The 19,210-nt window shown below is 62.4% G+C and carries 19 protein-coding genes; 9 read left to right on the top strand and 10 right to left on the bottom strand.

Features of this window, described 5'->3' with window-relative positions; all coding sequences use genetic code 11:
- Positions 1 to 29: 29 nt before the first annotated feature.
- A complete protein-coding gene (locus tag YWU_RS0109800; RefSeq protein WP_169718906.1) occupies positions 30 to 767 on the bottom strand; it encodes a LytR C-terminal domain-containing protein in 738 nt (245 codons plus the stop codon).
- Between the two features lie 43 nt (positions 768 to 810).
- Positions 811 to 1,092: a DUF3263 domain-containing protein gene (locus tag YWU_RS16260; protein ID WP_169718905.1), complete on the bottom strand. Its 282-nt coding sequence runs from the start codon at positions 1,090 to 1,092 to the stop codon at positions 811 to 813.
- 62 nt (positions 1,093 to 1,154) lie between these two features.
- Between YWU_RS16260 and YWU_RS0109790 the strand changes: the two genes are divergently transcribed.
- Positions 1,155 to 1,748, top strand: a complete 594-nt coding sequence (locus YWU_RS0109790) for a peptide deformylase (RefSeq protein ID WP_027020326.1) — start codon at positions 1,155 to 1,157, stop codon at positions 1,746 to 1,748.
- The gene (locus tag YWU_RS0109785) at positions 1,741 to 2,793 is read left to right on the top strand and encodes an N-acetylglutamate synthase, CG3035 family (protein ID WP_051260247.1); all 1,053 of its coding nucleotides are present in this window, start codon (positions 1,741 to 1,743) and stop codon (positions 2,791 to 2,793) included. The genes YWU_RS0109790 and YWU_RS0109785 overlap by 8 nt, the downstream gene beginning before the upstream one ends.
- 234 nt (positions 2,794 to 3,027) lie before the next feature.
- On the opposite strand, the gene YWU_RS0109780 is transcribed toward YWU_RS0109785, so the two are convergent.
- The 3 genes from YWU_RS0109780 to YWU_RS16255 all read right to left on the bottom strand — a co-directional run bounded on the left by YWU_RS0109780 (position 3,028) and on the right by YWU_RS16255 (position 5,780).
- Positions 3,028 to 3,864, bottom strand: a complete 837-nt coding sequence (locus YWU_RS0109780) for a siderophore-interacting protein (RefSeq protein ID WP_169718904.1) — start codon at positions 3,862 to 3,864, stop codon at positions 3,028 to 3,030.
- A gap of 79 nt (positions 3,865 to 3,943) precedes the next feature.
- Positions 3,944 to 4,729 (bottom strand): ABC transporter substrate-binding protein, encoded by a 786-nt coding sequence (locus tag YWU_RS0109775; RefSeq protein WP_240484110.1) that lies wholly within the window; start codon positions 4,727 to 4,729, stop codon positions 3,944 to 3,946.
- Positions 4,730 to 4,979: 250 nt separating this feature from the next.
- Positions 4,980 to 5,780 (bottom strand): RDD family protein, encoded by an 801-nt coding sequence (locus YWU_RS16255; protein WP_051260245.1) that lies wholly within the window; start codon positions 5,778 to 5,780, stop codon positions 4,980 to 4,982.
- A gap of 81 nt (positions 5,781 to 5,861) precedes the next feature.
- Here YWU_RS16255 and YWU_RS0109765 point away from each other — a divergent pair, with 81 nt between their 5' ends.
- A complete protein-coding gene (locus YWU_RS0109765) occupies positions 5,862 to 6,659 on the top strand; it encodes an exodeoxyribonuclease III (protein WP_027020322.1) in 798 nt (265 codons plus the stop codon).
- A gap of 63 nt (positions 6,660 to 6,722) precedes the next feature.
- Here YWU_RS0109765 and YWU_RS16250 read toward each other — a convergent pair whose 3' ends face one another.
- The gene (locus YWU_RS16250; RefSeq protein WP_084142062.1) at positions 6,723 to 7,967 is read right to left on the bottom strand and encodes a multidrug effflux MFS transporter; all 1,245 of its coding nucleotides are present in this window, start codon (positions 7,965 to 7,967) and stop codon (positions 6,723 to 6,725) included.
- 128 nt (positions 7,968 to 8,095) lie between these two features.
- Between YWU_RS16250 and YWU_RS0109755 the strand changes: the two genes are divergently transcribed.
- Complete coding sequence (locus tag YWU_RS0109755) at positions 8,096 to 8,647, top strand: MarR family winged helix-turn-helix transcriptional regulator (protein ID WP_027020321.1); 552 nt, start codon at positions 8,096 to 8,098, stop codon at positions 8,645 to 8,647.
- 76 nt (positions 8,648 to 8,723) lie between these two features.
- Here YWU_RS0109755 and YWU_RS0109750 read toward each other — a convergent pair whose 3' ends face one another.
- Positions 8,724 to 9,581, bottom strand: a complete 858-nt coding sequence (locus YWU_RS0109750) for an ABC transporter permease (protein WP_027020320.1) — start codon at positions 9,579 to 9,581, stop codon at positions 8,724 to 8,726.
- Positions 9,581 to 10,501 carry an ABC transporter ATP-binding protein gene (locus YWU_RS0109745; RefSeq protein WP_027020319.1) on the bottom strand — a complete coding sequence of 307 codons (921 nt, stop codon included), beginning with the start codon at positions 10,499 to 10,501 and terminating at the stop codon, positions 9,581 to 9,583. The genes YWU_RS0109750 and YWU_RS0109745 overlap by 1 nt, the downstream gene beginning before the upstream one ends.
- Before the next feature lie 74 nt (positions 10,502 to 10,575).
- On the opposite strand from YWU_RS0109745, the gene YWU_RS0109740 reads away from it, so the two are divergent.
- A complete protein-coding gene (locus YWU_RS0109740) occupies positions 10,576 to 10,893 on the top strand; it encodes a hypothetical protein (RefSeq protein ID WP_027020318.1) in 318 nt (105 codons plus the stop codon).
- 74 nt (positions 10,894 to 10,967) lie between these two features.
- On the opposite strand, the gene YWU_RS0109735 is transcribed toward YWU_RS0109740, so the two are convergent.
- Positions 10,968 to 11,474: an NUDIX domain-containing protein gene (locus YWU_RS0109735; protein ID WP_027020317.1), complete on the bottom strand. Its 507-nt coding sequence runs from the start codon at positions 11,472 to 11,474 to the stop codon at positions 10,968 to 10,970.
- A gap of 188 nt (positions 11,475 to 11,662) precedes the next feature.
- Between YWU_RS0109735 and YWU_RS16245 the strand changes: the two genes are divergently transcribed.
- The 4 genes from YWU_RS16245 (at position 11,663) to YWU_RS0109715 (ending at position 17,715) form a co-directional block, all read left to right on the top strand.
- Positions 11,663 to 13,306, top strand: coding sequence for an MCP four helix bundle domain-containing protein (locus YWU_RS16245; protein WP_051260243.1), 1,644 nt, complete (start codon positions 11,663 to 11,665; stop codon positions 13,304 to 13,306).
- Positions 13,306 to 14,385, top strand: coding sequence for a glutamate ABC transporter substrate-binding protein (locus YWU_RS16240; RefSeq protein ID WP_051260242.1), 1,080 nt, complete (start codon positions 13,306 to 13,308; stop codon positions 14,383 to 14,385). Before YWU_RS16245 ends, YWU_RS16240 begins: the two co-directional genes overlap by 1 nt.
- 2 nt (positions 14,386 to 14,387) lie before the next feature.
- Positions 14,388 to 16,892 (top strand): serine/threonine protein kinase, encoded by a 2,505-nt coding sequence (locus YWU_RS16235; protein ID WP_240484109.1) that lies wholly within the window; start codon positions 14,388 to 14,390, stop codon positions 16,890 to 16,892.
- 166 nt (positions 16,893 to 17,058) lie between these two features.
- Positions 17,059 to 17,715: a L,D-transpeptidase gene (locus YWU_RS0109715; protein WP_027020316.1), complete on the top strand. Its 657-nt coding sequence runs from the start codon at positions 17,059 to 17,061 to the stop codon at positions 17,713 to 17,715.
- Between the two features lie 175 nt (positions 17,716 to 17,890).
- Here YWU_RS0109715 and YWU_RS0109710 read toward each other — a convergent pair whose 3' ends face one another.
- Positions 17,891 to 19,165 carry a Zn-dependent hydrolase gene (locus YWU_RS0109710; RefSeq protein WP_051260241.1) on the bottom strand — a complete coding sequence of 425 codons (1,275 nt, stop codon included), beginning with the start codon at positions 19,163 to 19,165 and terminating at the stop codon, positions 17,891 to 17,893.
- Positions 19,166 to 19,210: the final 45 nt, after the last annotated feature.

Genomic DNA, 19,210 nt, shown 5'->3' with positions numbered 1-19,210 from the left:
TCACCACATCCGCCACACCCGGCGCGTGGTCAGCGCTCGCCGGCGACGACGACGATGACCGAATCCATCGGCTGGTCGTTAAGGACGTCATTGCGAGGCTGCGTTACCCATCCATTGTCGCGGGCGATCTCTTCGGCGGCGACACGCTGGGCATCATTGCCCGGGTCGAAGAAGACAGTCGGTGCGGTGATGCCGGTGTTATCGCGGGCCAGGTTTCCGCCATTGACGTTCGCCCAACCCTGCTGGCCGAGGTCACCACCGGTCTCATCGGCCCATCCCGGAGAGGTGCTGTTGTTCAGGACCAGCACGTTCGTGGACCCGCGGTCAGCAGGTGCCGGGCCAGCCGGTTCCGGAGCCTCAGCGGGGGCGTCGTTGTCGGCGTTGTTGGTGTCGTTTTCGTCGGGAAGCGGTGCTTCATCATTGCCTGGGGCCTCTGCGCCGGGCGCCGGGTCCTGGGGCGCCGGAGCCTGCTCTTCCTCAACCACAACTGTCTCGTTCCCTGCCGCGGCATCGTCACCACTGCCAGAGAACATGGAGTAGAACGCCCAACCAACCAGGAGAATCGCAATGAAGATAAGGACCATCGCCAGACCACGCAACGGGATCGGACCGTTGGAATCTCCACTCGCTGTTGCAGTTCCAGCAGTAGCAGCCCCGGCGGCGGCGCCACCAGGGGTCGATTCCTCGATCGATTCGTAGTACTCGAAGTCACCGTCAACGCGGTGTCGGCCGGAGTCGGGGTTCTGGTTCAGGTTCTGATCGGGCACGTGCCCCATCGTAACGTCTCGCTACACCGGCTTTACCGGGTGTTCAAGAATTACCGTCGCGGAGTCGCTGCAGGCGGTGCACAGTCACCGGATCGGACTCCTCAGCCCCACGAGTCGAGATCAGACGATTTAACACCTGGTGGTACCTCAACGGATCCATCCCGAACTCAGCGCGCACCGCCTCTTCCCGCGCTGCGGGCCCGAAGACAGTGCTGGACCGGTCGGTGATCCAGGTCCGCTCAAACTGCAACATCCGCCACGCCAGATGCGCATCAATCCCCGCGGTATCCCCCTCGATCCGAGGTTCCGCTTCCTCACCGTTCATGGCGGCAACGATAACCGGCATCTGTGGCTCAACTTCTAGCCACCCTGAACTACCCTGTCCCCATGGCCATTCTTCCCATCGTCATCGCCGGCGACCCAGTACTGCACAACCCGACCGAGCCGGTCACCGAACCTGTCTCTGACCTCGCGGATCTTATCCGGGACATGTTCGAAACCATGGATGCCGCGCATGGTGTGGGGCTGGCGGCGAATCAGGTGGGCGTCGGGAAGCGACTGTTTGTCTATAACTGCCCCGATGACGAGGGAAAGTGGCACCGCGGTTGCTTCGTCAACCCCGTGCTGGAGACCTCCGAGATCCCCCAGACGATGCCGGACGACGGCGGCGACGACGACGAGGGTTGTCTCTCCGTGCCGGGACTTAGCTTCCCGACCGGTCGAGCCGCCACCGCTGTGGTCACTGGCCTGGATGAGAACGGTGAGGAAAAGCGCGTTGAGGCCGAGGGCTTCCTCGCTCGCTGCATGCAGCATGAGGTCGGGCATCTCGACGGATTCCTGTACACCGACACGTTGATCGGCCGCTGGAAGCGAGCCGCGAAGAAGGAAATCAAGCGCTCGGGTTGGACCGTCGCAGGCAAGACGTGGACTCCGGGCGTGGACCCGGATCCGTTCGGACATGAGGATGACACGGATGACTGACGGGTCGGCAGGCCCAGGCAAGTACTCAGCCGCCCGCTGGAACACAGTTCCGGTGGAGGTCGGCCGACGTGTCGTGGTCCGTCGTGCCCTGACCGAGGAAGAGCGCTCTGGGGGAATCTCCCAGCTCGCCACTGACGTGATCGGCCATGTCGTCTCCACTGAGCCGTTTGTGGTGCGCCCGCAGCTCCCAGGTGGCAAGCGTGCTGCGGCGGATGCACCGGTCGTGGACTTTTCCGAGCACGAGGTGTTGGTGATTAAGGCGTTGCCTGACCGTCCGGTGCGAAACTCGGACATCCGCGCCGTGGAAGTTGCCACCGCCAAGGCGTTCCCTGGCATCGAGCACACGTGGGCCGGTGGCTGGCTCATGCGCGCCGGCGATGGCATCACTGAACGCTCCAATTCAGCGATCCCGCTCGGCCATTCCGCTGGCACCACCCCGGTGCCGCTGAAGGACATCACCGAGTTCTACGAGCGCCATGAACTTCCCGTGCGCATCGCCGTGCCGGACCGGCTCTGCAAGCCCGCCGAGCAGCTCATCCTCGGCGATGGGTGGACCCGAGGGCCCGAGATCGTGGTCATGACACGGGATGTGGAAGACCTTCCGCTTCCCGACGTCTCCCTCATCCACGCCACCTTCCAATCCCTCGACCAGCCCGATGATGAGTGGCTTTCGCTCTACCACTTCCGTGGCCAGGCCCTTCCGCGCAAGGCGCTGGAGCTGCTCATGACGAAAATCGACGGACGCATGACGTTCGGGCGCTTGGTGGTCGACGGGCAGACGGTTGCTATTACTCGCGGAACTCTCACTGACTCCGATGACGGCCGCACGTGGATGGGTTTCTCCGCTGTTGAGGTCGCACCTGACTGGCGACGCAAAGGCCTAGGCACAGCTCTGGGCCTGCACATGATGCACTGGGGCGCGCAGCACGGCGCGGACGCGGTGTACCTGCAGGTCATCGCAACCAACGAGCCTGGCCTGGCCATGTACCAAGGGCTCGGTTTCGCCGAGCAGCACCGGCACCGCTACGCGGAGTGGACTGGCTAGACGCCTACCGGCGGATGGGTGGGCGCAGGACCACAAATCGACTGCACCCTCTTTTCGTTTTTCGCACCAGGCACTATGCCCCCTTTTCGTAAGCACCTACGGCGGCCCAAAACGCCCCTACCTGGCATTTTGCACAATCGCCTGAATAAAGAAGAGGGGTCCGTGTTTGGGGCCGGTTACGAAAAGGGGGCGGGGTCAAAGTGACTGGTGGGACGCGGCTCGTGAACCGGCTAGCTACGAAGGACGACCTTCGCGATTCCAGTACCCCAGGTAGCTCATATGGGTATCCGGCACTCCATACTGTGTCTCCATCAGAAGGCGAAGATCAGATACGTCCCGGATTTCTCCCGCGAGCCATACAAATACTCCGGGGTGCCACTCGTTGCGGAGAAACCACCGTCCGACCTCGGATTCGAGAGTCCGCTGGGGATCCTCCCCTCGCAGAATGATCGTCGGCTCAGGTAGGTCGATTAAATCTGCAGAACCAGCGTCTGCCAGTTCCACAATCGCCGACGTAGACACACCAGGTTTTCCGGATTCTGTGCGGATGATGTTCGACATTGCCGGTAGTGCCGTTTCATCACCAATGAGTAGCACCTGCGATATCGAAGCTGGGGGCCTGTAGTGGACCCCGTAGTCGTTTGCCCACGCCCTCAGGTCGGGGCCGGTAATGACTACCTGGTCGCCTACCTCGCAGATGCTCGCCCATCGAAGTGCGGGTCCGGAGGGCTCATGAAGATAGAAGTCCACATCAACTTCAGCTGACTCATTGCGCACTGCAGCCGGGGTATAGGTTCGCAGAATCGCCCTTCTGTCAGGGGGAATCTGGCGCAGCCGCTTTTTCCAGACATGAGGCTCCGGTGTCGGCTCGTCCAAAAGTCCAAAATCATCGAATCCCCCGCTAGGAGACGGGAAAACGATTTTGATCCGTAGGTCCGAATCAACTGGAGCAAACATCGCCAATTCCTCACCGGCGAAGGTGATCCGCACAAAATTCGGGGCGGGGCAAGACTTGGCCCGTACGGTGACCGGGAAGCCGCGGTACTGCCATGGCCTAGAACTGCGATTCACGCTTCTCACTTTCACACCACCGACACGTCACGAGCTTGTCGCAGCTCAAGTTATCGAACAACAATTACGCAGAGGTCAGCTATTGCCCTGCGCCGGTTCCGATCGCTTCTAGATCATCCAGCACGGCCTGACCTCCGAGCGGCCCCACGCCCGTGATCCATGGGGACTGATCCACGAGCTCCACCTGTCCGGTGTCAGAAGAGCGCTCAACACTGCTCGTCACTGTTTCAGGCATGGTGCTTTGATCCGACGGGTCGACAGAGGTCACCATAACGAGGTCAGCTGCGGCAGAACCCAGGTTTTCCTCGGAAACATCAACAAGAATGTCATCCCAGTCACGCTCCGGAAGTTCGTAACCTGCACACAGGAGAGTCGATCCCGCGAAGGAATCCGGACCATAGAGGCTGAAACTGTCGTCACGAGGTCGAATCAACTGAGCGGTGCGCGGCTCGTCGCCCAGTGCCTCGTCCACCTCGCTGCAGCGATCGTCGTACTTCTGGAGAACCTCTTCGCCCTTGGCCGTCTCACCCAAGGTCTCCGCTACCATCCGCACACTGTCCTGCCACGGATTGGTGTGATCGGTGAGGTAGACCGTCGGAGCGATAGCTTCGAGCTGCTGGTAGATCTCTGAATGGCGGCTTTCCGTGCCGAGGATCAGGTCGGGCTCGAGGGCGGCGATCGCTTCAACATTGGGTTCAGTCACTGTTCCGACGGAGGCGATATCTCCGGCATCGTCACCGAGGTAATCAGGCACTCCCAGGGTTTCGTTGAGCACCGCAGCGCCCACCGGAATCCTGTCAAGGGCCACTACCGTGTCCAGCTGGACTGGCTCGAGAACAACGATCCTCTCGGCATTCGCAGGCACGGATGTCTCTCCCCGAGCATGCGAAATTTCGCGCGATTCCGCCACCTGCGCCGTATTCTCCGACCCCTCTGTGGATGAGCACCCCAACACTAGAAGCGAAGCGATTACGAGAGAACCAACACCACGGGCGGTCCGCTGAACTTTGAGTCCATTATTTTTCACCAGGCAAAGGTTTGCTTAACCAAAATTGACCGGCAAGAAATAGCCCGCTCCCAGCATTCACCTCACAGCGCGCCAATCAGTTGAACCGCTAATTCCGCGAGGACCCGCGCTTTATGGCTTTGTTCTTCTTGTTCTTAACGGACTTCTTTTTACTCGACTTCGGCTGTCCAACCGGCTTAATCGGCTTCGGCGGTGTCTCGATGACTCGGGTTCCCACCCACCGCTCATGCGGACCACGGCCGAGCGGATCATTGCTGATGCCGGCAGCAATCCAGATCATCATGCCGAGCGAGACGAATAGGCCGAAAACCGGGACGACTGAGGTGAGCATCCACAGGTTCCGCTTGAACCCGGCGCCACCGCTGACCGGAAGGTTGTGCGGTCCACCCATCGAAAGTCCGAGCATGCGCTTGCCGGGGCTGCCCTCGAAGATGGCGTCGCCGGCTGAGCGGTAACCGTAAAAGCCCACCGGGCCAAGGACACCGGCGACGATCGAAGCGATGAGGGCACCTTCTGCCCCACCAGCGATTCCGGAGATACCGATGAGACCAGCGACAGCCACCAAATAGATCGCCATGTCGATCAGCAGCGCAGAGAATCGACGAACGATCGGAGCATTGACGACCGTCGGGTCATAGCCGAGCTGTTCGGCTGCCGCGACAGTTTGCGGGGTAATGCGGGGACTACTCGGCACCGGCGGGGCGTAGGTCGATGGCGGCCGCCGCATTTCCTCGGTGCGCCGCGGCTCCTGAGCGTAAGGGTTCAGTGCTTGCCGGCCTTCCCAGTAGGTCTCCGGCCAGGGGCTTACCGGGTCCTGCCCAGCGTTGAACGGCCCGTAGCGAGGGTCGTCGCCGGGCTGGTGCGGGTTTCCGGAAGCGTAAGGGCTCACGCCAGTAACAACGGCTGATCAGTGCTGATTGTTCCGATGCGGCGGTGCAGCGAAATGTGCTTGCCAGTAGATTTGTGACCCATGCGCATCTGCACCTGGAACGTGAACTCCGCCCGCACCCGGATCGACCGCATCGCTGCGGTACTGGAACGTCATTCGATCGACGTCCTGGCAATGCAGGAAACCAAATGCAAGGATGCCCAGTTCCCCGGCGCCCAGCTGGAGGAGATGGGCTACGAGATTGCCCACTTCGGGCTCAACCAGTGGAATGGCGTGGCCATCGCCTCTCGCGTCGGGCTGGAGGACGTCGCAACATCCTTCGCCGATCAACCCGGATTCACCAAGGATCAGGAGGCTGAGCAGCTTCTGGAAGCCCGCCATATCGCCGCTACGTGCGGTGGTGTGCGTGTGCACAGCCTATATGTCCCCAACGGACGTGAGATCGACGACCCGCACTTCGGATACAAGCTCCGTTTCCTCGAGGCGCTGCGGACCGCAGGTGTTGCATCGCTGGAGGCTGACCCGGAGCTGAAAGCTGCGTACGTCGGTGACTTCAATATCGCACCGCTGGACGAGGACGTCTGGGATATGGCCGCATTCGAGGGCAAGACCCACGTCACTGAGCCAGAGCGCGAAGCATTCCGCGCGCTAGAGGCAGCCGGCTGGGCTGAGGTCACTCGCGCCCACACCGAGGGCGAGTGGACCTACTGGGATTACCAGAAGCTGCGCTTCCAGAAGCGCGAGGGCATGCGCATCGACTTCCAGTTGGCCACCCCGGCGTTGGCCTCCACGGTCACCGATGCCTTCATCGACCGGGAAGAGCGCAAGGGCAAGGGCGCGTCCGACCATGCTCCGGTCATCGTCGACTACGACGTGTAGTCGCCAACTCAGCTCTGCCACCGCCTCCGCGCCCCGTCCGGTCCTTCGACCGACGGGGTGTCGCTAGTTATCCAGGGCCTGCGCTGCGGAGGGCCTGGGGCGTTCGCTGACTCGAGCCCAGACATAACCACCAACGGCGATGGCTGCGGATACCACCATCACCGCGCCCATCGTTCGGGCTGGATCGGAGCCAAGTCCGACCATCGGGGACACGATCGCCGCGACAATAAACTGGCCAGCACCAAGCAGAGCAGACGCGGCACCGGCGCGCTCCCGGGCGATTCCGGTGGCCAGCGCCGCGGCATTGCCCATCAGCATGCCCATGCCAAGCATGAAAAGCATGATTAGCGCGAGGATGATTGCAAGGGTCGGATGAGTCATCGAATCGATCAGGATCAGCACCGACGCCACGATCACGATCCCGAGTGAGGCGGCGAGAATCGTCCGCGGATCGAACCGGTCCACCAGTTTCACGTTGAGCAGGTTGCCGACCACGATCATCACTGATGCTGCGGCGAAGGTCATCGAGAACTGCCCAGCGGTAAGTCCGAGCTGATTCTGGATCACGAACGGCGAACCGGAGATGTAGGTGAACATCGCACCGAAGCCGAACCAGAAGACCATCACGTACCCGAGATAACCAGGCACCCGAACCACATAGGCGATGCCACCAATAAGGCCGCGCAGGCCACCGGCGCTGCGTCGTTCCTCCGGCAACGACTCACGGATCGCTATAGCCAATACAGTCATCGCGATGATGTCGAACGCCGCGATGAACCAGAAGATTGAGCGCCAGCCGAACGGCTCCAACAGGGCCGCGCCGATGACCGGCGCCAAAATCGGGGCGACGCCATTGATCGTCATCATCAACGACAAGGCCTTGGCCGCGGAGTTGCCCACCGCCATGTCCGCAACGACCGCTCGAGCAAGGACAACACCGGCGCCACCGGCGAGCCCCTGTACTAAACGTCCGGCCATCAGAAGTTCGACAACCGGTGCTAGCGCACAGATTACGGCGGCCACTGCGGCGATGCCCTGGCTGGCGATGAGGAGCTTGCGCCGACCCACCGCATCGGAGATCGGACCGATGAAGAACTGGCCTGCAGCCATGCCGATCATGAACGCTGTTAGCGTGAACTGTATCTGTGCATCAGTAGCGCCAAGCGCTTCCGCCATCACCGGAAACGCGGGAAGGTACGTGTCGATGGAAATTGGCCCGGCCATCGTGGCGAGGGACAGTGCGATCAAAATCCCAGGAGGAAGCGGATTTCTGTGCTTTCCTTCAATAAAGTTCCGTGATTCCGGCATTCTCGGATAGCTGACTTTCTACGATGAACAGATAAAGTTTAATGAATAGATACGACGCGCCCACCGGCCGCAGCATGCGGACGGGCCAGCTTGACGGCTAACACGGCACGAAGAGGAAAGGCTACCGCATGGTTTCCGTAAACACGTCCCGGAACCGATCCACAACCGGCCTCGACCCTGCCGCGAAGAGGATCAGTCTCGATCCGACGACGCAGGGAGATGTCCGGCGGATCGCCGCGGGACTGTACGACTTTCTCGCGGCAACTCGCCGTTTGGGGGAGCGTCCGAACCAGCGCCTAGACATCTCGCAGTCGGAGATGGAGGTGCTGCACTTTGTTGCACTGCACCCCGGGTGTGGCGTTTCCGATATCGCTCGGATGCGTTTCTTGCGTCCGTCCAATGTGTCGGCGACGGTTCGTCGTCTTCTGGACAGCGGGTTGCTCAATCGTGAGAACAACGCTCATGATCGCCGCGCGCAGGATCTTTACATCTCCGATAGTGGTCGGGAGATGCTGGAGCATGTCACCGAGCATTGGGGCGAGATCATCACGAGCATCGTTTCGACGATGGAGGCCCATGATGTCCGCGCGCTGATTAAGGCGGTGCCGGCGATGTTGAAGCTCTCGGAGCATTCCGAGAGCTACGTCGAGGAGCACCAGCGCCGCCAGTTGGACGTCTAGAAGCGAAAAACTTCGCTTCCCGACGTCCTGGTCGGCATCCCTCTCCCCCACTCATGACCGGGAGAGGGGAGATTGGTTACTTTGCTGCGTCGATATCCCGGGAGCGGAAGGTCAGCAGGCCCGCGATGAAAATGACCACGGCCCACACTGCAACGTAGGCGAGGCTGAGCCACGGGGACTCCCACGGCGGGTTGACGCCGTATGCCGGCACCTCGCCGGTGATGAACATGTTGAGTGCGTTGATCGGGCGCCACGGCGCCAAAATGTCGCCGAGCTCGGGGATCCACGGGGTGACGTTCTCGACGATGACGATCCAGAAGATCAGCACAACGATGGCGCCTGCGGTCGAGCGGAGCAGGAATCCGAGGCCAACGCCGACCAGGGTCATCACCAGCGCGGTGATCGCGGCGGTGAGGTAGATCCACAGGGAACCGGAGCCGAAGATAGCGATCTGTTCGGACAGTTCCGGCGGGAGCATTGCCCAACCGACAGCGACGGCCGCGAAGGTGGACACAGCCGCCAGCAGGACGGACCACACGCCAACGACGATGGCCTTGGCTGAGGCGATGACTGAGCGCTTGGGCACGACCATCGCAGTCGAGCCGATCAGCCCATTGGCGTATTCACCGGTGACGGTGATGATCGCGATGACAGCGATCAGATAAATACCGAAGTCAAGGAAGCCAGAGGCCAGCACCTCGGTATTGAGGCTCATCATCTGAGCGACGGCTTGCTCTGGGCTCTCAGCAAGGCCCTCGGCGAAGGCTGGATCCATGGAGAGCTGGTCAACCAGGCCACGGAAGGTGTTCGAGGCTCCAAAGGCCATCACCCAAGCCACACCGACGGAGACGAGCAACACGATGCCCGAGATCCACCAGAGGTATCGAGTGGTGCGGAGTTTGGACCATTCTGCGCGGAGTGCGTCAGTGAGCATCAGCGGTTACCTCCCTGGTACTGGACGTCGTCGCCGGTGGAGGCCATGTAGGCATCCTCTAGGGACCGGTGCTCGGTGAGCAGTTCGGTGAGCGCGATGCCACCGTCGAATGCGGCCAGACCGACCCGGTCTGCGGTGGCTCCGGCGACGCGCAGGACCGGGCGGCCCCGCTCGTCATTGGCCGGTGAGGGAGTGAAACCGGCAGTGCCGAGAACCGCAGCGAGAGCTTCCAGGTCCGCGGCGCGGACGAGTACGGAGCTCTGTTCGGTGCCGTCAACAAATTCGTCGACGGTGGTGTCGGCGATGAGCTTGCCTCGGCCGATGACGACAAGGTTGTCGGCCGTCATTGCCATCTCCGACAGGAGGTGGGAGGACATGAGGATGGTGCGGCCCTCATCGGCGAGGGAGCGCAGTAGATCTCGGTTCCACCGGATACCTTCGGGGTCGAGGCCGTTGGTCGGCTCGTCGAGCACGAGGTACTCCGGGTCACCCAGCAGTGCCTGAGCCAAGCCCAGTCGCTGGGCCATGCCGGTACTGAAGCCGCCGGCGGGCTTGCCAGCAACGTCGGTGAGGCCAACGAGGTTCAGGACCTCGTCAACGCGTGAGGCCGGCAGCCCGGAGGCTGCAGCCACCCACCGCAAGTGCTTTGCGGCAGGGCGCCGAGGATGCACCTGCCTCGAATCCAGCAGGGCGCCGATCACGGTGCCCGGGCGGCGCAGTTCCGCGAATTCCTTTCCTGCGATGGTCGCTGTACCCGCTGTTGGGCGGTCGAGTCCCAGAATCATGCGCATCGTCGTCGACTTGCCAGCTCCATTCGGCCCGAGGAAGCCGGTGACTACACCGGGCTTCACAGCGAAGCTGACGTCGTCGACGGCGGTGACGCTTCCGTACCGCTTCGTCAATCCAGATACTTCAATCATGCGGCCCAGTGTGCCACCGACCGCTCTGAGGGCAATCCCGGACAGAAACGGTCCAGGTGAGTACGGTGATGGTTATGGAAATGAAGCTGAAGAAGGCCACTGACGTCCAGACCGCACCGCTCATCGCGGTCGGCCTCATCGGTGGCTGGGTCACCGCACGCGAAACCGGAATCCGTCCCCTCGGCGGTGTCATTCTCGCCGCCGCTGGTGGGTATGCCGCCCGCACGTGGGCTGCCCGCAATGGCGCGGCTGCTACCGCTGGTCTCGTCGCCACCTACGTCGGTGCGTTCGGTGCCTCGCACCCGCTGGCAAAGAAGATCGGCCCGTGGCCGTCGGTCCTGGCTGTCACCGCTGTCTCTGCCGGTGCGGCCGCTGTCGCGGACCGCGCATAAAAAGACTCACCACTGCTTAACGACGTCCTAGTGGGAGGCCGCAGTGCCTCCACGTGGACGTCGTTAAGCTTTTTTTAAGACTGCTCGTCGAGCAGACGCTCGAGCGTCTGCCGGACGCCGTTCTCCCAACTCATGCGGAAGCCCGGATGCAGTTCCAAGGCCTCAATCTCGGCGATGGGGGTCCACACCAGCGCGAGCGATTCTTCATTCGGGATGGTGTCCACCGGATCTTCGGTGAAGGCGTAGACGGTGCTGTAAGTCCAGTTGCCGGACAGGTCCGGTCGGTCCGAGTCCTCCGGGAATGGCCCGGAAGTGACCTCCTCATGGAGGACCGTCACATCCGCGCCGGTGATCCCTGTTTCCTCGAAAGACTCGCGCAGCGCGGTCTCTTCCGCAGATTCGTGGGAGTCACGCGCGCCACCGGGAAGACCCCAGGTCAAAGGCTGGGAGGTCCAATCCGCGCGGTGCTGCATCAAAACCCGGCCGTCCCGGGTGAAAGCCAATAGGCCCGCTGCGCCGAAACGACCCCACAGCCGAAGCCCGTTGGGGCCTGCGGACCAACCATTCCCGTCATTGAGCATGGCCTTCACATTACGCGAGTGGTTGCCGTGGTCGAGGGGCACGTGTCACCGCTGCAAACGGGTACCTGCAACCTCAATTGACCACTTCTGTCACATGCTGTGTTTTCCCTCACAGGAGAACAGGTCTAGCATAGAAACCGTGCAAAACTAGCTGCGATAACCGCAGCCCGATGCTCCGGAGGTGAGGCATGGTCGACGGGAAATCGAACCCGGCCGACCCGGCAGGTGCCCACTCCGGCGAGAATCCTCGTCGTCGACCTCGTCGGCGCAGGTTCTCCGGCCGAACAGACCATGCCACCGGACTTTCCGAGCATCCTGATTCCGCCGGCCAGACCCCCACTGCAGCAGCTGCGGCGGGCACTTCCGAGCCCGTCGAGACAGGGGGCAGCCCCGTGGCAACCGGTGTGGGCCAAAACCACACTTCCGACATTGATGTTGAGCCACAAGATCCCGCGGCAGTGACCGAGGAAGACGCTCACGTCGACAATTTGGGGCTGCGCCACCAGCGCGGCCTCTTGGTCAATCAGTTCCTCGTTGCCTTCGAGCGGCCCCGTCAGGTCATGTCCTTCATGTGGACTTCCCCTGGGCGGATCACATTGGTGGCGTTCATTCTGGTGATCGCAATCCTCGCGGCTGGTCTTGCTGTGGCCGGCAATACCAACAACCGGCAGACTGCCCTGGCGGATCTGTCCGCCCAGTCAGAGCCGATGGCCAATGCCACGCAGCACCTGTACTCCGCATTGTCGGTGGCCGATGCTGCGGCGAATACCGCGTTCAGCCTCGGCCTTGGCACCAATGACAGTGAATTGCGCTCAGACTACGACGACGCGATTGCGCAGGCCTCCATCGCCGGCACCCGTGCGGCCGCCGGAGTTAATGACGTCACTGGCGAACAAATGCAGGCGATCACTGAGGTCCAACGCTTGGTTCCGCTGTATACAGGGTTGATTGAAACTGCCCGCACCAACTCTCAGCAGGGCAATCCGGTCGGTGTCACGTATCTGATCGAGGCCTCTGAACTGATGCAGAGTTCGATCCTGCCGGCTGCTGCGGAACTGTATCGGCTCTCATCTGTCCAGGTCGCTGAAGAGAGACTGATTCAGACCAGTCTGCCGTGGGTTCCGATCTCCGGTCTGTTCGCCGCTGTATTGATGCTGTTGGGGACGCAATTGTGGCTGACTCGCCGCACGCGCAGGTTGGTCAATCCGGGCCTAGCCTCAGCGACGGTACTAATGATCACCGCGTTGGGGGCGATCAGCATCATGCCGGTCACCGTCTGGCGCGGTGCCGACTCAATCAGGCAGGCGCCACCGGTGGAGCTCCTCACCGAGGCGCGCATCACCGCGCAGCAGACCCGCGCAGCGGAGACCCTCGACTTGGTCAACCGCCGTAGCGACACTGGCGGTGAGTTCAATGAATCCACCACGCGTGTCGACACCCTCATCGCCGAAGCCGCCGACACCGCCGGAATCGTCGGCGACACCCGCGAGAGTCTGCGGGACCAAGCGATCTTGGACGCCTCCAGTTCCCTGACGCAATGGCGCGCTGCCCACAACCAGATGGTCGACTATCGCGACGCCGGCAATTACGACGCTGCCACGACCATCGCTTCCGGGGACGGTCTGCGGGGTTATTCCTCCGCCAGTGCCTTCTCTGAACTGGACGAATCACTGCAGATCGCCATCGCCGAATCACGCGCGGACCTGCGCGCCCGAATTGAAGACGCCCGAGCAGCTACCGCTGCCCTGTCCTCGATCGTGGTGTTGATCTCCATCGTGTCCACTACCTGCGTCGCCTTCGGGTTCCGCCAACCGATGCTGGAGTACCTGTGATGCCGCGCCCGCTGCCTCGACCTCGTCCTCGCCTGCGCCGTCGGGCTGCGGGCTCGGCTGCCATGATCACCGTGGCTGCACTTGCTCTGACCGCGTGCGCTGGCAATGAGCCGCTTGTCGACGACCCCTTCTCGGACATCATCAACAGCGCCTCCGGCAATCGCCCACTTCCGCCCGGCGCGTACTACGAAGCCGCGGACAGCCGCGCCCCGGAGGAAGGCGACCGGAGTGTAGCGACGTCTTCGTACGCACCAGGCACAGGTACCGCTGAAGACCGCATCCCAGAGATCGTCGACCGGGGACGAATCATCGTCGGAGTTGACCCCTCGCTGAACCTCATGAGTTTCCGCAATGCCACCGGCGAACTGTCCGGATTCGAGATCGATCTGTCCCGGGAGATTTCCCGAGACATCTTCGGCGACCCTGATCGGGTGGACTTCCGGTACATCAACTCCGGTGAGCGGAGCGAAGCAATCGAATCCGGCACCGTCGACGTGGTCATTCGAACCATGACGACCACGCCCTCGCGCAATGAGGTCGTTGACTTCAGCACGCCGTATCTCACCTCGTCGACTGGACTGTTGTCCACAACCACCTCCGGAATCGAGTCTGCCGAAGACTTGGGAGGTCGCACCGTATGCGTATCCGGGAACACCACCTCCGAAGAGGTTGCCCGAGAAATCGCCTCTGACAGCATGCTGCTGATCGTGCAGAACTGGGGCGATTGCCTCACCTCGATTCAGCAGCACCAGGCTGACGCGGTCATCACCGACACGGTGATTCTTGCCGGCTACGCTGCCCAAGATTCCAGCCTGCAGATCGTCAATCAGCAGTTGACCAGTGAGAACTTCGCCGCTGCCGTGGAGAAGGGCAACACGGGTTTGGTGCGCCAGATCAACTCGACGTTGGAGCGCATGCGTGGCGACGGTTCTTGGAACAGCATCTTCGACACCTGGCTCGGCCCCTACCTCCCAGCCAAGGCCCAGCCCCCGTCAGATTTCATTACCGAGACCGAGTCGGACGCCGACTCCGGGTCCGGCACCAACTCCGGTGACAGCGCCGACCAAGAGGATTCGTAGCCATGGCCGACAACACCTCTGACCGGGACACAACCACCAATTCGCAGGCACCGGCTGATGATGTCGCGGGTGGGTCGACGGCGGAGACGGTGCGGGGTGGGACGGGGACGTCGGGAAGCAAGAATCCTGATTCCGCACCCACCGCGGGTGGCCCCGCCACCGCACCCACCGCATCGCCGGACCCGTTGGACCAGGACTCGGTACCGATGTCCGCGGCGACCGGGCCAGGCACCGAAGCGGTGCCGTATGACCCGTTCGCCGACGACGATGACGACGAATTCGCCGAGTCCATCGAGATCGCCGAGCTTCTCGGCGTCTCCTCCACCCGCCCGGATCCCTCTGCCGAGTCACACCGGCAGGCACTGACCACCTTCCGCGAGCGGCGTACCCGCGAGCGCCCCGGGCGCCTCGTCGCCGACGGCATGGTGCAAGTGCCGTACATCCCGCCGACGAACCCGCGGGATGCGTTGATGACCCAGGAGCAGATCGACTCCACCGGGAAAAACCCGCCGCGTCTGCACCGCGGAGACATCGTCGCCGACCAGTACGAGATCGCCGGCCCTATCGCGCACGGCGGCCTCGGCTGGATCTACCTGGCCGTGGACCACAACGTCTCCGACCGCTGGGTCGTGCTCAAGGGACTGTTCGGCAGCCCGCAGCAGCGCGACAACACGATCGTGCAGGCAGAACGTGAGTTCCTCGCGGAGATCACCCACCCGGGAATCGTGAAGATCATCAACTTCATCGACGTCGATAGCGACGCGGACGAGACCGGCTTCATCGTCATGGAGTACGTCGGTGGCCCCTCGATGCGCCAGCGCAAGCGGATTTACGCCGACAAGTTGATGCCGGTCGATCTGGCCATCGGCTACATCCTGGAAATCCTTCCGGCGCTGGACTATCTGCACTCGCGTGGCGTGGTCTACAACGACCTTAAGCCGGACAACGTGCTGCTCACCGAGGATCACGTGAAGCTCATCGACGTTGGTGCTGTCACCGGCATCGGTGCGTATGGGCACATCTATGGCACGCCCGGTTTCCAGGCACCGGAGGTCTCTCGTACGGGACCGTCAGTGGCATCGGACATTTACACGGTGGGCCGCACCCTCGCGTCGCTGACGGTGAACCTGCCGCATACCGACGGTGTCTTCGACCACGGCCTTCCGACGCCGACCGAGGAGCCGCTGTTCCGCCGCAACCTCTCGCTGTACCGCCTGCTGCTGCGCGCCTGTGCCGAAGATCCGGAAGAGCGATTCCACTCTGCCGAGGAGATGTCGCATCAGCTCACCGGCGTGCTGCGTGAGATCCTCGCCATCCGCGACGGTGTGCAGTACCCGCATCTGGGGTCGCTGTTCTCCCCGCAGCGTTCGACCTACGGTACGAAGCACCTGGTGTTCCGCACCGATCAGCTCGTGGACGGCATCGCCCGCGAGGTCATGATCACTCCCCCGGACATCACTGCGGCCCTTCCGGTGCCGCTGGTCGATGACGGCGATCCTGGCGCGCGGCTGCTGTCTGCGGCGTCCTACACCGAGCCCGGCGAACTGATTGAGACCCTCACCGCGGCGATGGGTAACCCGGACTTTTCCGGTTCCACCGAGATACCCCTGGCCATCGTTCGTGCGCATCTAGACCTCGGCGATGTCGAGGACGCCCGCGCGATGCTGAAGAAAACGCCGATCCATGGCCTGCGGAATTGGCGCTACGACTGGTACTCGGGCATCACCGATCTGCTTCTCGACGACTACGCCTCCGCCCTCGAAGACTTCAACCACGTGCTGAGCATGCTGCCGGGTGAGCCGGCTCCAAAATTGGCGCTGGCCGCGACACTAGAGCTGATCCTGCAGCAGGACGGGCTCAGTGAGCGCCAGCTCCTGGAGCCGTCAGTTGCCCACTCGCTGGCGAAACTAGACCAGACCTACGAGGATCTGCCCGAGTCGATGCTGTCGAAGATCAACGATCGCTGGACATCGGAGGCCAACGATCCTGTTGCTGTGCGATTCCACGCGATCCGCCTGTACGCGATGGTGTGGACGACCAACCGCACCACGATTTCCTCGGCCTTCGGTCTTGCCCGTCAGTTGGCTGCCGAGAAGCAGCGTGAGGCCGCCATCACGACGCTCAACCGGGTCCCGATGAACTCCCGGCACCAGCGCATGGCAAAACTCACGACGATCTTGTTGCTCGTCTCTGGCCCTGCCACCCAGCTCACCGAGTCGCGCATTCACCGCGCTGCTCGACGGCTCGGCGAAATCCCCACCAACGAGCCTCGTTTTGAGCAATTGCGCATCGCTGTACTTACCTCGGCGCTGAACTGGCTGCGCGCTAATGACTTGGATCGGGCCGCTTCCCCAAACGCGCTTTTCGACGTCCCCTTCTCCCTCTACGGCCTCCGCACCGGACTAGAAACTGGACTACGGCAATTGGCTCGTTCCTCGCCGTTCACCAGGCACCGGTACCGGTTGGTGGATATGGCGAACAAGATCCGCCCGGCGACGCTGCTGTAGCCGGTATTCACGAACTTCGTTCGGACACCGCCGCACATTAAGCGGCCATGTCCGGCCGATTACGTTCTCGGACAATAGTTTCCGGGCATGAATCTGAGGTTCACCACTGTGTTCGGGGGTAATTTTCCGTTGTTCATAACCTGTGTTCAGCCTTTATGGTTGTTCCATGAGCGCGAAGCACAGACGACCTAACCGACTCCGTCGTTCCCTGTACGCAGCGGCCCCGGTCGCCGTTGCACTTGGAATCGTGGCCAATCCGGCCGCTGCCGGAGCACAGCCGGTGTTGAGCAACACCGATGCGACCGACGCCCTCGAGCGTGCGGGCATCCAGGTGCCGCAGGACGTCCAGGACACCCTGGACCGTTTCCTGCCGAACGGCACCCCGGAAGCCCCCGCGCCGGCACCGGAGCCCGTCATTGAGGAAGAGGCTCCTGCTGAGGCAGCAGTCGATGACGCAGTGGCGACCCTCCCGGAGAGCCCCTGCCCCGTCACCGCCAAGGTCTGCGTCGATGTCGATGGTGAGCGCACCTGGTTGCAGGACGAGAACGGTCTGCGCCACGGCCCGGTCGCCATGAAGCCGGGCAAGCCCGGTGAGGAGACCCCGCGCGGCGACTTCAACGTCACCCGCAAGGTCAAGGACGAGGTTTCGTACCTCTACGACATGGCTCCGATGCCGTACGCCGTGTACTTCACCAACAACGGCCACGCCTTCCACGAGGGTTCCCTCGAAGGCGAGTCCGCCGGCTGCGTCCGTCTGCAGCAGCAGGACGCCATCACCTTCTTCGACTACCTCCAGGTCGGAGACCAGGTCTTCATCTACTAATCCCTCCGGCTGATCCGATCAGCCCGGCCACCTCCACGTGGCTCCCCTCCGCCCGGTACACAGTCTTCGGATTGTGTACCGGGCGGAGCTTTATCTGCTGCGCTCGGGACCATATCTGTGCCTGACCACTCACCGTCCCACCATGAAAGCTCTTTGCCGGCCGGGGCAATCTTCGTCAGCGCTGAGTTCCAGCAAGTCGCTGCACTGCGTCGACGAGAATCTCCGCTCCTCTCACGATGTCCTCGGTGCTTGAGAACTCATCTGGCGTATGACTAACTCCGCCATTGCCGCTGGGAATGAAGAGCATGCCGGTCGGGCAGATCGTGCTGACCATCTGTGCGTCGTGGCTTCCCCCGCTGGGGAGTGAACGCGACTGAACTGACTGATCCTGGCACGTCTCGGCCAGAACCTGGCGGACCTCAGAGGAGAGCTCCCGCGGTGCTGCATCGGCAAGTTTGCGTGTAGCAATCGCGACCGATCGTTTGTTTGCGATGGCCGTAGCAATCTCGATCGCATCGCGGACCGTTTGCTGCTGCCGCTCCTCATCGGTATCGCGAACGTCAACGGAAAAGACACAACGACCAGGGATCGTCGTGATGGAACCGGGTTGCACGTCCAGGCGGCCGACGGTGATGCGGGTGCCGTCGTGAAGCTCATCGTTGGCCAATTTCTCGAACTCGACGAGGATCTCTGCTGCTGCGGCGAGGGCGTCGCGACGCAGATGCATCGGCATTCCACCGCTGTGCGCTGCAATGCCAGTCAGCTCGACTTCGAACCGACTGCTTCCGGAGATCACATCGACGATGCCGATGGGGATGCCTTCAGACTCAAGGACAGAGCCCTGTTCGATGTGCAGTTCAATGAAGCCGGCCCAGTCCTCCGGGCTCCAGAGCGTTTCCTCGACGGCCCTCGAGTCAAAGCCGAGGGCCGACATAGCTTCGGCGACACTGACGCCGTCAGAGTCCTTGAGTCGTTCTAGGTCGGCAGAGGTCGTGAGACCAGCAACGATGCGGCTGCCGATACAGGCCTGGCCGAATCTCGCGCCTTCTTCACAGGCAAAGACAACGAACCGAATGGGATGACGATGGGTGATGCCGCTGCGCACAATCGCCTCAGCACTGAGCATTGCAGCGACAACGCCGACGACTCCGTCGAACCTGCCCGCTGACGGCACGCTGTCGAGGTGAGAACCGGTACCGACGGCCGGATGATCATCCTCGGTACCCGGGATCTCGGCAATGGTGTTGCCGACGGCGTCCGTCCAGACCTTCAGACCAAGGTTCGCCATGAAGTCCGTGAAGAGCGCATGCGCCTCACGCTCTAGCGGCGTGTAGGCCAGACGAGTCACTCCCGGGGTGACGACGGATTCGTCGGTCAGGGCGGCGAAAGTTGCGATCCACTCGTCCACTCGCTGTCCGTCGATGGGAAGCGCCGTCTGGTTCTCAGTCATTTTCTCACGTTACATCCCGCGTCGAGACGGTCGACGGATGAGGAG

The sequence above is a fragment of the Corynebacterium sputi DSM 45148 genome (genome assembly GCF_000427865.1).
GTDB lineage: Bacteria > Actinomycetota > Actinomycetes > Mycobacteriales > Mycobacteriaceae > Corynebacterium > Corynebacterium sputi.
Note: the sequence above shows the minus strand (reverse complement) of the source record. Positions and strands in the feature narration are given on the sequence as shown.

Excerpts from the sequence above, each read along its gene's own strand:
- YWU_RS0109785 (WP_051260247.1), top strand. The coding sequence starts at position 1,741 with ATGACTGACGGGTCGGCAGGCCCAGGCAAGTACTCAGCCGCCCGCTGG.
- YWU_RS16235 (WP_240484109.1), top strand. The coding sequence starts at position 14,388 with ATGGCCGACAACACCTCTGACCGGGACACAACCACCAATTCGCAGGCA.
- YWU_RS0109735 (WP_027020317.1), bottom strand. The coding sequence starts at position 11,474 with ATGCTCAATGACGGGAATGGTTGGTCCGCAGGCCCCAACGGGCTTCGG.
- YWU_RS0109745 (WP_027020319.1), bottom strand. The coding sequence starts at position 10,501 with ATGATTGAAGTATCTGGATTGACGAAGCGGTACGGAAGCGTCACCGCC.
- YWU_RS16260 (WP_169718905.1), bottom strand. The coding sequence starts at position 1,092 with ATGAACGGTGAGGAAGCGGAACCTCGGATCGAGGGGGATACCGCGGGG.
- YWU_RS0109755 (WP_027020321.1), top strand. The coding sequence starts at position 8,096 with ATGGTTTCCGTAAACACGTCCCGGAACCGATCCACAACCGGCCTCGAC.
- YWU_RS0109740 (WP_027020318.1), top strand. The coding sequence starts at position 10,576 with ATGGAAATGAAGCTGAAGAAGGCCACTGACGTCCAGACCGCACCGCTC.
- YWU_RS0109750 (WP_027020320.1), bottom strand. The coding sequence starts at position 9,581 with ATGCTCACTGACGCACTCCGCGCAGAATGGTCCAAACTCCGCACCACT.
- YWU_RS0109715 (WP_027020316.1), top strand. The coding sequence starts at position 17,059 with ATGAGCGCGAAGCACAGACGACCTAACCGACTCCGTCGTTCCCTGTAC.
- YWU_RS16245 (WP_051260243.1), top strand. The coding sequence starts at position 11,663 with ATGGTCGACGGGAAATCGAACCCGGCCGACCCGGCAGGTGCCCACTCC.
- YWU_RS16250 (WP_084142062.1), bottom strand. The coding sequence starts at position 7,967 with ATGCCGGAATCACGGAACTTTATTGAAGGAAAGCACAGAAATCCGCTT.
- YWU_RS0109790 (WP_027020326.1), top strand. The coding sequence starts at position 1,155 with ATGGCCATTCTTCCCATCGTCATCGCCGGCGACCCAGTACTGCACAAC.
- YWU_RS0109765 (WP_027020322.1), top strand. The coding sequence starts at position 5,862 with ATGCGCATCTGCACCTGGAACGTGAACTCCGCCCGCACCCGGATCGAC.
- YWU_RS16240 (WP_051260242.1), top strand. The coding sequence starts at position 13,306 with ATGCCGCGCCCGCTGCCTCGACCTCGTCCTCGCCTGCGCCGTCGGGCT.
- YWU_RS0109710 (WP_051260241.1), bottom strand. The coding sequence starts at position 19,165 with ATGACTGAGAACCAGACGGCGCTTCCCATCGACGGACAGCGAGTGGAC.